Origin of the sequence: Streptomyces sp. NPDC089919, from assembly GCF_040684615.1 — a bacterium.
In the GTDB taxonomy this organism is placed as follows: Bacteria; Actinomycetota; Actinomycetes; order Streptomycetales; family Streptomycetaceae; genus Streptomyces.
The window spans coordinates 1-14,371 of the sequence record NZ_JBFBGK010000110.1 but is presented as its reverse complement, the minus strand read 5'-3'; the positions used below and the strand labels follow the sequence as shown (position 1 = coordinate 14,371).

Below are 14,371 nucleotides of genomic sequence, written 5' to 3'. Positions count from 1 at the left end.
CGTACGGGGTCTTCGTACACGGGACAGGACGGCCGGCCGGAACGTGACATCCGGCGCGCGGGGATTGTGGCGCCGGGTCCGGCGGGTCGGCAGCGGGGCGGCGGGGACGCCGGAGGGCCCGGCGGCACGCGGCCGCCGGGCCCTCCTCTGCGTCGCGGTCCCTCACTCCCGCGGACGGGTCAGCAGGCGCCGAGGTCCTCCCAGACGCCCCACTGGCCGGTGGTGCCGGGCTCCTCGTTCTGGGTCCACCACTTGGCCTTCCAGTTGTGGGCCTTGTGGGAGACCAGCGCGCCGCCGGAGTAGGTGTTGCCCGCGACGTACGCCGGGTTGGCGCAGCTGCCGCCGCCGGTCGTACCGCCGGTCGTACCGCCGGTCGTACCGCCGGTGGTCCCGCCCGTCGTACCGCCGGTGGTGCCGCCGGTCGTACCGCCCGTGGTCCCGCCGGTGGTCCCGCCCGTGGTGGTGCCCGAGCCCGGCTCGACCACGGTCACCCCGCGCGCCTGGTCCTGGGCGATGCCGTAGGTGTTGCCGCCGAAGGTCACCGTCCAGTTGGACGGGGTCGAGGTCGGCAGGTAGTAGACGAAGTCCAGCTCGACCGAGGCGCCGGGGGCCAGCGACTGCCAGCTCGGCAGCTTCAGCGAGACGCGGTTGTAGTCGCCCTTGAGGCCGCCCACGTTGCTGCCGGTGTGGTCGCTGCGGATCACCGTGGTGCCCCAGCCGGACTGGTCCTTGGCGTTGTTCGGGGCCGAGGAGGAGTAGTCGAACTGGAACTCCGTGCCGCCCGGCAGGGTGGCCGTGGTGTTGTTGGTGATCTTCAGCTTCGGGCTGATCGGGTAGTTCGAGTCACCGAGCGGGAACTGACCGAACTCCGCGTCGACCTTGATGGCCTGGGTCGGCATCGTGATCGTGGCGCGCTTGGCGCCGTAGGGCGCGGCCGCCTTGAAGGTGTCGTACATCGTGCTGGTGAGCGTGTCGCCCATCTCGTACTGGCCCTTGGCGGCGTTGTAGCCGTAGTCGCCCGCCAGCTCCCAGACCATGGTGCCGCCGATGCCCTTGCTGACCACGTAGTCGGCCTTGGCCTTCACCGACTGCTCGTCCTCGGTGGAGAGGAAGACCTTCTTCTGCGCGTTCCACAGCCACGGCGCCACCAGCGTGGAGTCGTAGTTGCGGACGTAGGTGCCGGTCAGGGTGGTGTTCGCCGGGAAGCCGTACTTGGTGACGTAGTCGCCGACCACGCCCTTCTCAAGGTTCTTGGCGTGCCACATCGGGTTGGAGCCGGCCGGTGCCTCGACGCCGTTGGTGTCCAGGTCGTGCCAGAGGTTGTCGATGCCGACCGCGCCGTCGCCGCACTTGGTCAGGCCCGCGCCGGCCGGACAGCTGGTCGCCGCGGCCTTGCCCCACAGGCCGTTGGTGCCGCCGGTGACGTTCTTGAAGCCGCGGGTGTAGTAGGGCAGGCCGATGTTGATCCGGCCGGCCGGCATGGAGCCGCGGAAGTAGTGGTAGGCCCAGTCGGTGTTCAGGTAGCCGATGCCGCCGTACTGGGAGGTGGAGTACACGCCCGCGGCGGCCAGCTCGGCGTCCTTGCCGTCGTCGAAGAGCGAGGCGTTGGGACCGACGTACTCGTTCCAGGCGCCGTGCAGGTCGTAGGACATGATGTTGACGTAGTCCAGGTACTTCTGCATCTGGAACGTCTCCATGCCGCGCAGCAGGTACCCGGAGGAGGGGGCGGCGACCGAGAGCAGGTAGTGCTTGCCGTCCGCGGCGCCCGCCCGGTCCAGCTTCTCCCGCAGCGTCTTCATCAGCGCGGCGTAGCCCTTGACCAGACCCGCGCGGCGGCCGTTGGACAGCGACCAGTCCAGCGGGTTGCCGGCGTCCTTCATCGTGGTCGGGTACTCGTAGTCGATGTCGACGCCGTTGAAGCCGTACTTCCGGATGAAGTCCACGGAGGAGTTGGCGAAGGTGTCGATGCCGGCCTGGTTGACCGAGCCGTCGGCGTTGGTGGCCATGGAGTAGAAGCCGCCGGAGCTCACGCGGTTGCCGTCGTCGCCGAAGTAGCCGCCGGTCTCCGCCCAGCCGCCGACCGAGATCAGCGTCTTGACGTTGGGGTACTGCTTCTTGAACTTGGTCAGCAGGTTGAAGTGGCCCTTGTACGGGAGGGACGGGTCCATCTCCGCGCCCGCCACGCCCGGCCAGGTCATGCCCGTCGCGGCGTTGTTCGGGCCGTCCGCGCCCACCGAGAGCTTGTTGTCGCCGCCGACGTGGCCGAAGGCGTAGTTGAGGTGGGTGACCTTCCCCCACGGGATGTTGCTGGCGAGGTAGGCGGGGGTGCCGTCCTTGCCGGTGCGCCAGCCGGTGAAGTAGCCGATGACCCGACGCTGGTGGTCGGCGCCCATCTTCTCGCGGCCCTCGGTGTCGTAGACCGAGCAGTACGGGACGTCGACGCCCGGGGTCTGGTAGAGCCCGTCGGGGCGGCAGGCGGAGTCGTCGGCCGCGTGCGAGACGCCGGTCGACAGGGTGCTGAAGAGCAGGCCCGCGACGGCGGCGCCGGATGCCAGCACCATGGCTCTGGTGCGCGTGGGGGACAGCATTGTGCCTCCTGGGGAGGGGAGGTTGGCAGGACACAACGGACTGAGGAGTGGCGCGTGTTGACCCGTGATGTGCGCACATCTGACGGGCTGTCTCCCGGGAATGTGAAGCAGAGATTAAGAGGACTAGACCACGCCGTCAATAGGTCTGGACCATTTCCGCGGCAAGGCGTGACCGCCCGCTCGGGAGCTGCTGGAGAAGAGCTGGGCTGTGAGCCAGGCCACATTGCCCGGCTGGCGTGACCCCCCGGGGGCCGTGGCACACTGACCCCAGTACCAGTAGCAGCGCACTCCGGGGTCGGTGTAATTCCGAACCGGCGGTTATAGTCCGCGACCCGTCCGCAGCCAGCGGCCGGTTGACCAGGTGAAATTCCTGGACCGACGGTTAAAGTCCGGATGGGAGGCAGTGCGCGGCGGGCCAGTCACGGTACGCCGCCTTCGGCGGTTTCCCCGGCGTACGCGCTCTTGCGTACGCGGCGGCGGAACCGCCCGGCACCGGCATTCCTGCCGGTCATCGGCGTATCCCGCGAGTGTCCCGCTTCTCTGTCGTCATCGACAGCCCCGGAGTCCGTGCCCGATGAGGCAGGAGGACCCGGTGGCCACCACCGCAGACACGGACGCCATGCGCCGAGCCGTCGCGCTCGCCGCCCGTGGTCTCGGCTCCACCAGCCCCAACCCGGTCGTCGGCTGCGTCGTCACCGACGCCGCCGGACGCGTGGCGGGCGAGGGATGGCACCAGCGGGCCGGCGGCCCGCACGCCGAGGTGCACGCGCTGGCCGCGGCCGGCGAGGCGGCCCGCGGCGGCACCGCGTACGTCACCCTCGAACCCTGCAACCACACCGGCCGCACCGGCCCCTGCGCCCAGGCCCTGATCGAGGCCGGCATCGCCCGGGTCCACTACGCCGTGGCCGACCCGAACGCCGAGGCCACCGGCGGCGCCGCCACCCTGCGCGCGGCCGGGGTCGAGGTCACCGGGGGCCTGCTGGCCGCCGAGGCCGAGGCCGGCAACGCCGCCTGGCTCACCGCCGTCCGGCTCGGCCGCCCGCACGTCACCTGGAAGTACGCCGCCACCCTCGACGGCCGCACCGCCGCCGCGGACGGCAGCAGCCGCTGGATCTCCTCCGCCGCCTCCCGCGCCGACGTGCACCGGCTGCGCGCCGAGAGCGACGCCGTGCTGGCCGGCACCGGCACCCTGCGCGCCGACGACCCGCACCTCGCGGTCCGCGGCGTCGAGGGCGCCACCCAGCCGCTGCGGGTGGTCCTCGACGCCCGCGCCACCCTCACGCCCGGCGCCCGCGTCCTCGACGACGCGGCGCCCACCCTGGTCGTGGTCGGCGAGCACGCCGACACCGCCCACCTGCCCGGTACCGACCTGCTGCGGCTCCCGCTGCACGAGGGCCGCGTCGACGTCGGGGAACTCCTCGCCGCCCTGTACGCCCGCGGCGTGCGCGGCCTCCTCCTCGAAGGCGGCGCCACCCTGGCCGGCTCCTTCGTCGCGGCCGGCGCCGTCGACCGGGTGGTCGGCTACCTCGCCCCGGCACTCCTCGGCGCGGGCCCCGCGGCCCTCACCGACGCCGGCATCACGAACATCGCCCGGGCACTGCGCCTCGACATCACCGAGGCCGTCCGCACGGGCCCCGATCTCCGCATCACCGCCGTCCCCACCACCGCCCCCAAGGAGCACTGAGTGTTCACCGGAATCGTCGAAGAACTGGGCGAGGTCGCCGCCATCGAGCAGCTCCCGGACGCGTCCCGCTTCCGGCTGCGCGGCCCGCTCGTCACCGAGGGCGCCAAGCACGGCGACTCGATCGCCGTCAACGGCGTCTGCCTGACGGTCGTCGAGACCGAGGCCGGCGAGTTCACCGCCGACGTGATGCAGGAGACCCTGAAGCGTTCCAGCCTCGGCGCCCTGGAGGTCGGCTCCCGGGTCAACCTCGAGCGGCCGATGGCCCTGGGCGGCCGCCTCGGCGGCCACCTGGTCCAGGGGCACGTCGACGGCACCGGCGCCATCGTCTCGCGGACCCCCTCCGAGCACTGGGAGATCGTGAAGGTCGCGCTCCCCCCGGAGCTCTCCCGGTACGTGGTCGAGAAGGGCTCGATCACCATCGACGGGGTCAGCCTCACCGTCGTCGAGGCCGCCGCCGACTTCTTCACCGTCAGCCTCATCCCCACCACCCTCGCGCTGACCACCCTCGGCATCAAGCAGCCCGGGGACCCGGTCAACCTTGAGGTCGACGTGCTCGCGAAGTACGTGGAGCGTCTGCTGGGCGCCGGCGTGGTGCCCGGCTCCGCCCGTACCGAGAGCCCGGAGGTGGCCGAGTGAGCGCCGTGTCGTGGTTGAACACGGAGGCCTTCACGGTCTTCGACCAGCACATCATCTGGGCCGACATGATCGGCAACACGATGGGGCTGGCCGCCCTCGCCCTCGGCTGGCGCCGCTCCATATGGACCTGGCCCACCCAGTTCCTCTCCGGCGTGATCCTCTTCACCGCCTTCGCCTCCGGCCACCTCTCCGGCAGCGCCGGCAAGCAGGTCGTCGTCGTCACCGTGGCCCTGTGGGGCTGGTGGCAGTGGAGCCGCGGCAGCCGCCAGGCCCAGGACGGCTCGCTGGCCGTCCGCTTCGCCAGCTGGCGCGAGCGGGGCCTGCTGCTGGGCGCCGCCGCCGTCGGCACCCTGGCCGTCGGCGGGCTCTTCACCGCCTTCCCGACTCTCTCCTGGGACCCCTGGCCCGACGCGTACGTGTTCGTCGGCACCGTCGTCGCCATGTACGCCCAGGCCAAGGGCATGGTCGAGTTCTGGTTCGCCTGGCTGCTGGTCGACGCGGTCGGCGTACCGCTCGCCTTCGCCAACGGCTACGCCTTCTCCGGTCTCGTGTACGTGATCTACGGAGCGCTCGTCCTGTGGGGCGCCTACGACTGGTACCAGCGCTCGCGCACCGCCCCCACCACCCCCGCCACGGCCCTGGAAGGAGCGACGGCATGACCACCCTCAAGCCCGTCCCGGACGACTACGAGATCTTCCGCCTCGACCCCGTCGAGCAGGCCATCCGCGACATCGCCGCCGGCCGCCCCGTCGTGGTCGTCGACGACGAGGGCCGCGAGAACGAGGGCGACCTCGTGGTGGCCGCCGAGAAGGCCACCCCCGAGATCGTGGCCTTCATGATGAGCGAGTGCCGCGGCCTGATCTGCGCCCCCATGGAGGGCCCCGAGCTGGACCGGCTCGAGCTCCCCCAGATGGTGGACAACAACACCGAGTCGATGAAGACCGCCTTCACCGTCTCCGTGGACGCCACCGCCGCGCACGGCGTGAGCACCGGCATCTCCGCCGCCGACCGCGCCACCACCCTCCAGCTGCTGGCCGCCGGCACCAGCACCGCCGGCGACTTCGTCCGCCCCGGCCACATCTTCCCGCTGCGCGCCAAGCCCGGCGGCGTCCTGGTCCGCGACGGCCACACCGAGGCCGCGGTCGACCTGGCCCGGCTCGCCGGCCTGCGCCCGGCCGGCGCGATCGTCGAGATCGCCGGCGAGGACGGCGTGATGCTGCGGCTGCCCGAGCTGATCCCGTTCGCCCGCAAGCACGGCCTGACGATCATCTCCATCGAGGACCTGATCGCCTACCGGCGCTCCGCCGAGCCGACCGTCCGCCGCGAGGCCGAGGTCAGCCTGCCGACCTCCTTCGGCGAGTTCACCGCCTACGGCTACCGCTCCACGGTCGACGGCGTCGAGCACGTCGCCCTGGTCCACGGCGAGGTCGGCGACGGCCGGGACCTGCTGGTCCGGATGCACTCCGAGTGCCTGACCGGCGACATCTTCCACTCCCTGCGCTGCGACTGCGGCCCCCAGCTGCACGCCTCCATGGAGCGCATCAAGAACGAGGGCCGGGGCGTGGTCGTCTACCTCCGCGGCCACGAGGGCCGGGGCATCGGACTGCTGTCCAAGCTGCGCGCCTACGAGCTCCAGGAGCGCGGCCGCGACACCCTCGACGCCAACCTCGAACTCGGCCTGCCCGCCGACGCCCGGGACTACGGGGCCGGCGCCCAGATCCTCGCCGACCTCGGCGTCCGGGAGGTCCGGCTGCTGACCAACAACCCCGAGAAGGCCGAGGCCCTGGTCCGGGGCGGCATCGACGTGCTGGGCCGGGAGCCCATGCCCGTCGAGGCCGGCGAGCACAACCTCCGGTACCTGCGCACCAAGCGGGACCGGATGGGGCACGACCTGCCCTGGCTGGACGCGGCCGCCACCGCTGCCACCTGCGGCAACCAGTAAGCACGTACCGAAGAGACCATCGCAGTACCACCGAGGAGAGTTGTGAGCGGCAAGGGCGCACCCGAACTGAGCGTGAAGAACTGCGGAGACCTCCGGGTCGCCGTGATCGCGGCGCAGTGGCACGAGAAGGTCATGGACGGCCTGGTGGACGGGGCCCTGCGGGCCCTGCACGAGCTGGGCATCGACGAGCCCACCCTGCTGCGGGTGCCGGGCAGCTTCGAGCTCCCGGTCGTGGCGAAGGTGCTCGCCGAGCGCGGCTACGACGCGATCGTCGCGCTCGGCGTGGTCATCCGCGGCGGCACCCCGCACTTCGACTACGTCTGCCAGGGCGTCACCCAGGGCCTCGTACAGGTGTCCATCGACACCGGCGTCCCGGTCGGCTTCGGCGTGCTGACCTGCGACAACGACGAGCAGGCGCTGGACCGTGCCGGGCTCGAGGGGTCCAACGAGGACAAGGGCCACGAAGCGGTCACCGCCGCCGTCGCCACCGCCATGACCCTGCGGACCGTCAGCGAGCCCTGGCGGTAGTCCAAGGAGTGAACCCTCGCGACGGAGCGGGCGGCCGAAGCCTTAGGCTAGGGGACATCATGGCGAACAAACCCCTTAAGAGTTTCGAAGAGCTCTTCGCCGAGCTCCAGCTCAAGGCCGCCAACGGCGACCCCAGCACCTCCCGCACCGCCGAGCTGGTCGGCAAGGGCGTCCATGCCATCGGCAAGAAGGTCGTCGAGGAGGCCGCCGAGGTCTGGATGGCCGCCGAGTACGAGGGCAAGGAAGCCGCCGCCGAGGAGATCTCGCAGCTGCTGTACCACGTCCAGGTGATGATGGTCGCCCGCGGGATCTCCCTCGACGAGGTCTACGCCCATCTCTGAGCCGGTCCGGCCCTCCCGGTGACCACCGGGAGGGCCCCCGCGCCCCTCCACCGCTCCGCACAGCACTCTCTTACGCGAACAAAGGAACCGACCTCATGCTGCGCATCGCCGTCCCCAACAAGGGTTCACTGTCCGGACCTGCGATGGCGATGCTCCATGAGGCCGGCTACCGCCAGCGCAAGGAGTCCAAGGAGCTCGTCACCATCGACCCCGAGAACGAGGTCGAGTTCTTCTACCTGCGGCCCAAGGACATCGCGATCTACGTCGCCTCCGGCAAGCTGGACATCGGCATCACCGGCCGTGACCTGCTGCTGGACTCGGGCGCCAACGCCGCGGAGATCCTGCCGCTGAACTTCGGCCGCTCGACCTTCCGCTACGCCACCCGCCCGGGCACCGCCAAGGGCCCCGAGGACTTCAACGGCCTGACGATCGCGACCTCCTACGAGGGCATCGTCGCCAAGCACCTCGCCGAGCAGGGCATCGAGGCCGCCGTCGTCCACCTCGACGGCGCGGTCGAGACCGCCATCAAGCTCGGCGTCGCCGAGATCATCGCGGACGTGGTCGAGACCGGCACCAGCCTGCGCAACGCCGGCCTGGAGGTCATCGGCGAGCCGATCCTCCACTCCGAGGCCGTGGTCATCCGGCGGGACGGCGCGGACGCCGACCACCCCCAGGTGCAGCAGTTCCTGCGCCGCCTCCAGGGCGTCCTGGTGGCCCGCAGCTACGTGATGATGGACTACGACATCCGCGCCGAGTTCCTGGAGCGGGCCGTGGCCCTCACCCCGGGCCTGGAGTCGCCCACCGTCTCCCCGCTACACAACGAGGGCTGGGTCGCGGTCCGGGCCATGGTCCCGGCCCGCGAGGCGCAGCGCATCATGGACGACCTCTACGAGCTCGGCGCCCGCGCGATCCTGACCACCTCGATCCACGCCTGCCGCCTCTGATGGCCGCGCACACCCCCGCCGGGGCACCCGCGCTGCCCGTCACCTTCCGGCCGACCCGGACCCGGGCCGTGCTCCTGGGCACCGGCCTGGTCATGTTCACCACCATCACGGTGATCGCCCTCCTGCTGGAGCGGTTGGGCCCGGGGGAGCGGATCAGCTTCGTCTTCACGGCGGCGCTGCTCACCTCCGTCCTGGTGCTGCTCAGCCGCCCCAAGGTGGTCGCGGACGAGGACGGGGTCACCGTCGTCAACCTCACCACCAAGCGACGGCTGGCCTGGGCGCAGATCCTCCGGGTGAACCTCCGCCCGGGTGACCCCTGGGTGTTCCTCGACCTCAGCGACGGCACCAGCCTGCCGGCCCTCGGCATCCAGCCCGGCGTGGCCAAGCAGCAGGCCATCGCGGACGCCCGGGCGCTGCGCGCGCTGGCCGAGTCCCGCGGGAGCGGCACGCACGACGGCTGACCGCCATTGCGGTCCCGATCTCAATGACTACCCTGGTGGCGGGGCGCATCCGAGCGCCCCGCCTCCGTGTCCCGGCACAGCCGGGCCCGTGGGGCCCCTGCTCTTAGAGGAGTGACTCCCTCCAGCAATGGACGGATCGTCCGGTAGTACCCGCGCCGCCACCTCACCCGAGGCGGCGGCATGACCATCCCGCTACTCCTGCTCGCGGCGGCCTTCGCCCTGATCCTGGCCAACGGCTTCTTCGTGGCGGCCGAGTTCGGCCTCGTCACCGTCGACCGGCCGGACGCCGAGCGCGCCGCCGCCGAAGGCGACCGGAGGGCCCGTACGGTCGTCACGGCCCTGCGGGAGCTGTCCTTCCAGCTCTCCGGCACCCAGCTCGGCATCACCCTCACCTCCCTGGTGACCGGCATGCTCGCCGAGCCCGCCCTGGCCGCCCTGCTCACCGGCCCGCTGACCGCCACCGGCCTGCCGCACGGCGCGGTGCCCTCGGTGGCCGTGGTGACCGGCATGCTGCTGGCCGCCGCCGTCCAGATGGTCGTCGGCGAACTGGTCCCCAAGAACTGGGCGGTCTCCCGGCCGCTCCAGGTGGCCCGCTTCGTGGCCGGCCCCCAGCACGCCTTCTCGCGCGCCTTCCGCCCGGTGATCGCGGCCCTCAACGCCGTGGCCAACCGGCTGGTGCGCGCCCTGGGCGTGGAGCCCGCCGAGGAGCTGGCCTCCGCCCGCACCCCCGGCGAGCTGGTCTCCCTGGTACGCCACTCGGCCGAACAGGGCGCCCTGGAACAGGACACGGCCGACCTGTTCGTCCGCACCCTCTCGCTCGCCGACCTCACCGCCCAGCACGTGATGACCCCCCGGGTGAAGGTCAGCGCCCTCCAGACGGACGCCACCGCGGCCGACGTGCTCAACCTGACCCGGGCCACCGGTCTGTCCCGCTTCCCGGTCTACCGGGACCGGATCGACGAGGTGGTCGGCGTGGTGCACCTCAAGGACGCCCTCGCGGTGACCGAGTCGCAGCGCGGCCGCACCACGGTCGCCCGGATCGCCGTGCCCCCGCTGCTGGTCCCCGGCAGCCTGCCGGTCCAGCCGCTGCTGGAACGCCTGCGCAGCGAGCAGCCGATGGCCGTGGTCGTCGACGAGTACGGCGGCACCGCCGGGGTGGTCACCCTGGAGGACATCGTCGAGGAACTGGTCGGCGAGGTCCGCGACGAGCACGACCGGGCCGAGGAGGAGACTCCCGAGCTCGCCACCGTGCCCGCCGAGGACGGCCGGCCCGCCTGGGACGCCGACGGCTCCTGCCGCGTCCACACCCTGCGCCGGATAGGCCTCGAGGTGCCCGAGGGCCCCTACGAGACCGTCGCCGGACTGGTCGCCGACCTGCTCGGCCGGATCCCGGCCCCCGGCGACCGGGCCGAACTGCCGGGCTGGAAGCTCTCGGTGCGCCAGGTCGGCCGCTACCGGGCCGAGCGGGTGCGCCTGGTGCGCACCGCCCCGGCCGGCGCGGACCAGCCCGCGGCGGCGCACCCGGCGGCCGGCCGCGCCGACCTCCCCGAGATGGCGGTCAGCCGATGAACCTCCTGCAACTCCTCTTCGCCCTGCTGCTGGTGTTCGCCAACGGCTTCTTCGTGGCCGCCGAGTTCGCCCTGGTCTCGGTCCGGCGCAGCCAGATCGAGCCGCTGGCGGCCGACTCGGCCCGGGCCCGACAGGTGCTGCACGGCCTGGAGAACCTGCCGCGGATGATGGCCGCCGCGCAGTTCGGCATCACCCTGTGCTCGCTGACCCTGGGCGCGGTGGCCGAGCCCACCGTGGCCCGGCTGCTGGAGCCCGTCTTCCACGCCGTACGCGTGCCCGAGGGCCTGATCCACCCGCTGGGGTACGCCCTGGCGCTGGCCGCGGTGGTCTTCCTCCACCTGGTCATCGGCGAGATGGTGCCGAAGAACCTGGCGATGGCCGCGCCGGAGAAGGCCGCCCTGTGGTTCAGCCCGGGCCTGGTCGGCTTCGCCCGGGTCTGCGGGCCGGTCACCACGGCCCTGGGCGCCTGCGCCCGGCTGGTGCTCAAGCTGTTCCGGGTGGAGCCCAAGGACGAGGTGGAGGCCGTCTACGACAGCAGCCAGCTCGGCCGCCTGGTGGAGGACTCCCGGCAGGCCGGACTGCTCGAACCGGTCGAGCAGGAGCGCCTGGAGGACGCCCTGGAGCTGGGCAGCCGCCCGGTCACCGACGTCCTGCTGTCCCGCTCCCAGCTGGTCACCGTCGGCCCCTCGGCCACCCCGCGGGAGGTCGAGCAGCTGACCGTCCGCACCGGCTACTCCCGCTTCCCGGTCCGCTCCGAGAGCGGCGCCTTCATGGGCTACCTGCACGTCAAGGACGTGCTGGAGCTGGAGGACCGGGAGCGGGCGGTGCCCCAGCACGTGTGGCGCCGGATGACCACCCTGTGCGCCACCCTGCCGCTGGACGACGCCCTGTCGGTGATGCGGCGGGACGCCACCCACCTGGCGCAGGTCGCCGACCCCGACGGCCGGGTGCTGGGGCTGGTGGCCCTGGAGGACGTCCTGGAGATGCTGGTCGGAGAGGTCCGCGACCCGGCCCACCGGCTGGTCGGCCCGCGCCGCCCGGCCAGCCCGGCCGGCGTCTGACCCTAGACCGGGGGCGGCTCCGGCCGCCCCCGGTCCGCCGGTCCCCGGCCCGACAGGACCTCGCCGTACGCCTGCATGAGGTCCGCCAGCCGCAGGGTCGCCAGGTCCTCGCGGGTGGGCGTACCGGCGTACCCCGCCAGCCGCAGGTCCCGGTACGCGCAGCTCTTCTCGTACAGCGTCCGCAGGAAGCGGCCGTTGCCCAGCTCGTCGATCCAGCCCTGGTCCACCACGTGCCCGCTGATGGACCGCAGCTCGTCCAGCGCCTCCTCGTCCCACCGGTCGCCGTTCGCGTCGGCCAGCACCCGCCCGATGGCGGTCAGTTCCAGCGGCCGGTAGCTCGGGAAGTCCACGCGGGTGGTGAAGCGGGAGGACAGCCCCGGATTGGTGGCCAGCAGCCGGTCCATCCCGGCCGGGTAGCCGGCCAGGATGACCACCAGGTGGTCGCGGTTGTCCTCGGCGCGCTTGAGCAGCACCTGCAGCGCCTCGTCCCCGTACGCGTCGCCCTTGCTGTAGCCGGAGTTGGAGAGGCTGTAGGCCTCGTCCACGAACAGCACCCCGCCCAGCGCCGAGTCGATCAGCTCGTTGGCCTTGACCGCGGTCTGGCCCAGGAACTCGCCGACCAGATCGGCGCGTTGGGCCTCCACCAGGTGGTCCCCGCCCAGCAGCCCGAGGGCGTAGAAGACCCGGCCCAGGATCCGGGCGACGGTGGTCTTGCCCGTCCCGGAGGGCCCCGAGAAGACGAAGTGGCGTTTCGGCGGCTGCACCGGCAGCCCCTGCCCGGCTCTCAGCCGGGCCATGTGCAGCTGCGCCGAGAGCGCCTTGACCTGCCGCTTGACCGGCTCCAGTCCGACCATCCGCTCCAGCTCCGCCAGCGCGTCGGCCAGCAGCTCCGGATCGGCCGGCCCGGCCGGCAGCCCGGGCGGGCCCTGCTGCGCCGGCAGGGACTTGCGGCGGGCCCCCTCGCGCGGCACGGCGGAACCGACCGGCGGTGAGCCCGGGCCGGGGCCGAAGCGCGGCTCCCGGCCCTCCGGCGGCTCCACGGCCGGCGGCTCTGTCTCCAGGGCGCCGTCCTGGCCCAGGCCGCCGGCCAGGGCCACCGGGGCCAGATCGGCGCTCAGGCCCGGGTCGTACAGGTCCAGGCCGTCCGGGCCGTCCAGCCCGTCCCCCTCGGCGATGGCGGTGAGCCGGGCGGCGGTGTCCATGAAGGCCGGGTCGACCCGGTGCACGGCCCGGTACAGGGGGAGCGCGGCGGCGCTGCGGCCGGTGCCCTCATGGGCCCGGGCCAGCCAGTAGCGCAGCTCCTTGCGCTGCGGCTGTTCGCTGCGGCAGCGCATCAGCGCGGCCGACAGCAGCGGTTCGGCCTGCCCGTACATCTCCAGCCGGACCCGGGCCATCCCGCCGAACAGCCCCGCCTCGATGCCCAGCAGCGCATCGTCGACCAACGGCTCGGTGTGCCGCACCAGTTGGTCCCAGTCCTTCACCAGGTACGCCCGGCAGGCGTGCAGGAAGCGGACCTGCGGGTCGGTGTCCACCGGCGGCAGGCCCGCCAGCGCCCGGTCCAGTTCGGGGACGTGCCGGCCGTCGAGCCAGTGGGAGGCGTGGGCCAGTAACAGGTCCCGGCGGCTCTCCAGCACCGGCTGCACCCACCAGCCCAGCCAGTACCAGGAGTTCAGGGTGCGGCGGTGACGGGTGCGCTGTTCGCCGAACCGCTCGCGGTGGGCGTACATCCGCAGCAGGGCGTTGGCGGTGTCCACCCGCAGCGCGTGCAGGCCGAGCCAGGCGTCGGCCATCGCGGGGTCGAGTCGTACGGCGGCCCGGAACTCCTCCTCGGCCTGCGGATAGGCGCCCATCGTGTAGGCGTCCACCCCTCGCAGCCAGGCGAGTTCGGCCGGGGCGTGCGGGCTGCCCTGCGTGCCGAAGTCCATCCCATCCCCCACAAGCCTGCCCCCGTGGTGCGCGTCCGGGCCTCTGCCCGACTGCCGGACTGACCAAACCTCCGCGTCGTGGACGGGAGTTGCGCGACTGAGCCTTGAGATCGCCGGTCGCATCGTACCTGCGGTGACGTTCCTTACACAGGCTGTCGCGAGCACTGGCCGGGGTGGGGCCGCAGCGGCGGTGGTGACGGAGGGTGAGGAAGAGGCGGGCGATCGGGGCCGCCGGAGGCGGTCCGGGACGGCGCGAAGCCCCCGATCACGGGGGAACAATCGGGGGCTCCGTGTCCGTGCCGGCCTCGTAAGACCGCACATTCAGAACGTAAGACCTGCGCGGGGCTCCGGTCAAGCGCCTCCGGAAGGCTTCCGGACGGCCCCGGAGCGGGGTCCCTCAGGCCCGGGGCAGGTCGTCACCTTCGGTGACGGGAACGGCCCCTTCCGGGGTCGCAGCGGCCCCGGAAGTCCACTCGTATCCCGTATCCCTCTGCCGCACCAGAGTGTCCGCGAAGGGGCGCGAAGGGTCCTCGGCGAAGTGTGCGCGCTCCGCGCGCTCCCATTCGTCCCAGAACCCGGCGAGCTCACTCCCGTCCCGGCGGCGCCGATGGTGCCGTGGCGGTAGACGGGCGCGGTGATGTCGGAGCCGATGTAGGTCAGGGCGACGGTGGTGAAGCCCTCGGCCAAGAGCT

Annotated in this window: 12 protein-coding genes, 2 pseudogenes and 1 riboswitch; of the genes and pseudogenes, 10 read left to right on the top strand and 4 right to left on the bottom strand. The window is 72.4% G+C overall.

Features of this window, described 5'->3' with window-relative positions; genetic code table 11:
• Positions 1–179: 179 nt before the first annotated feature.
• A complete protein-coding gene (locus AB0O40_RS31485) occupies positions 180–2,588 on the bottom strand; it encodes a chitinase C-terminal domain-containing protein (RefSeq protein WP_365048746.1) in 2,409 nt (802 codons plus the stop codon).
• A 280-nt stretch (positions 2,589–2,868) separates the two neighbouring features.
• Positions 2,869–2,999, top strand: a riboswitch (FMN riboswitch).
• Between the two features lie 181 nt (positions 3,000–3,180).
• Here AB0O40_RS31485 and ribD point away from each other — a divergent pair.
• The 10 genes from ribD (at position 3,181) to AB0O40_RS31435 (ending at position 11,754) form a co-directional block, all read left to right on the top strand.
• On the top strand, positions 3,181–4,272 hold the full coding sequence (gene ribD, locus AB0O40_RS31480) for a bifunctional diaminohydroxyphosphoribosylaminopyrimidine deaminase/5-amino-6-(5-phosphoribosylamino)uracil reductase RibD (RefSeq protein ID WP_365048744.1): 1,092 nt from the start codon (positions 3,181–3,183) through the stop codon (positions 4,270–4,272).
• Positions 4,273–4,908, top strand: a complete 636-nt coding sequence (locus AB0O40_RS31475) for a riboflavin synthase (protein ID WP_365048742.1) — start codon at positions 4,273–4,275, stop codon at positions 4,906–4,908.
• Positions 4,905–5,567, top strand: coding sequence for a nicotinamide mononucleotide transporter family protein (locus tag AB0O40_RS31470; RefSeq protein WP_365048741.1), 663 nt, complete (start codon positions 4,905–4,907; stop codon positions 5,565–5,567). The genes AB0O40_RS31475 and AB0O40_RS31470 overlap by 4 nt, the downstream gene beginning before the upstream one ends.
• Positions 5,564–6,850 (top strand): bifunctional 3,4-dihydroxy-2-butanone-4-phosphate synthase/GTP cyclohydrolase II, encoded by a 1,287-nt coding sequence (locus AB0O40_RS31465; RefSeq protein ID WP_365048739.1) that lies wholly within the window; start codon positions 5,564–5,566, stop codon positions 6,848–6,850. Before AB0O40_RS31470 ends, AB0O40_RS31465 begins: the two co-directional genes overlap by 4 nt.
• Before the next feature lie 42 nt (positions 6,851–6,892).
• The gene (gene ribH / locus AB0O40_RS31460; protein ID WP_365048737.1) at positions 6,893–7,378 is read left to right on the top strand and encodes a 6,7-dimethyl-8-ribityllumazine synthase; all 486 of its coding nucleotides are present in this window, start codon (positions 6,893–6,895) and stop codon (positions 7,376–7,378) included.
• Between the two features lie 59 nt (positions 7,379–7,437).
• The gene (locus tag AB0O40_RS31455; RefSeq protein ID WP_365048735.1) at positions 7,438–7,719 is read left to right on the top strand and encodes a phosphoribosyl-ATP diphosphatase; all 282 of its coding nucleotides are present in this window, start codon (positions 7,438–7,440) and stop codon (positions 7,717–7,719) included.
• A 95-nt stretch (positions 7,720–7,814) separates the two neighbouring features.
• Complete coding sequence (gene hisG / locus AB0O40_RS31450; protein WP_365048733.1) at positions 7,815–8,663, top strand: ATP phosphoribosyltransferase; 849 nt, start codon at positions 7,815–7,817, stop codon at positions 8,661–8,663.
• Complete coding sequence (locus AB0O40_RS31445; RefSeq protein WP_365048731.1) at positions 8,663–9,124, top strand: PH domain-containing protein; 462 nt, start codon at positions 8,663–8,665, stop codon at positions 9,122–9,124. Before hisG ends, AB0O40_RS31445 begins: the two co-directional genes overlap by 1 nt.
• A 180-nt stretch (positions 9,125–9,304) precedes the next feature.
• A complete protein-coding gene (locus tag AB0O40_RS31440) occupies positions 9,305–10,693 on the top strand; it encodes a hemolysin family protein (protein WP_365048729.1) in 1,389 nt (462 codons plus the stop codon).
• The gene (locus AB0O40_RS31435) at positions 10,690–11,754 is read left to right on the top strand and encodes a hemolysin family protein (RefSeq protein ID WP_365048727.1); all 1,065 of its coding nucleotides are present in this window, start codon (positions 10,690–10,692) and stop codon (positions 11,752–11,754) included. Before AB0O40_RS31440 ends, AB0O40_RS31435 begins: the two co-directional genes overlap by 4 nt.
• A 2-nt stretch (positions 11,755–11,756) precedes the next feature.
• On the opposite strand, the gene AB0O40_RS31430 is transcribed toward AB0O40_RS31435, so the two are convergent.
• The 3 genes and pseudogenes from AB0O40_RS31430 to AB0O40_RS31420 all read right to left on the bottom strand — a co-directional run.
• Positions 11,757–13,679, bottom strand: coding sequence for an AAA family ATPase (locus tag AB0O40_RS31430; protein ID WP_365048726.1), 1,923 nt, complete (start codon positions 13,677–13,679; stop codon positions 11,757–11,759).
• Between the two features lie 397 nt (positions 13,680–14,076).
• Positions 14,077–14,283 (bottom strand): annotated as a pseudogene (locus AB0O40_RS31425) (hypothetical protein); the annotation flags it as partial.
• Positions 14,277–14,371: pseudogene (locus AB0O40_RS31420) on the bottom strand (hypothetical protein); the annotation flags it as partial. The pseudogenes AB0O40_RS31420 and AB0O40_RS31425, both read right to left, overlap by 7 nt.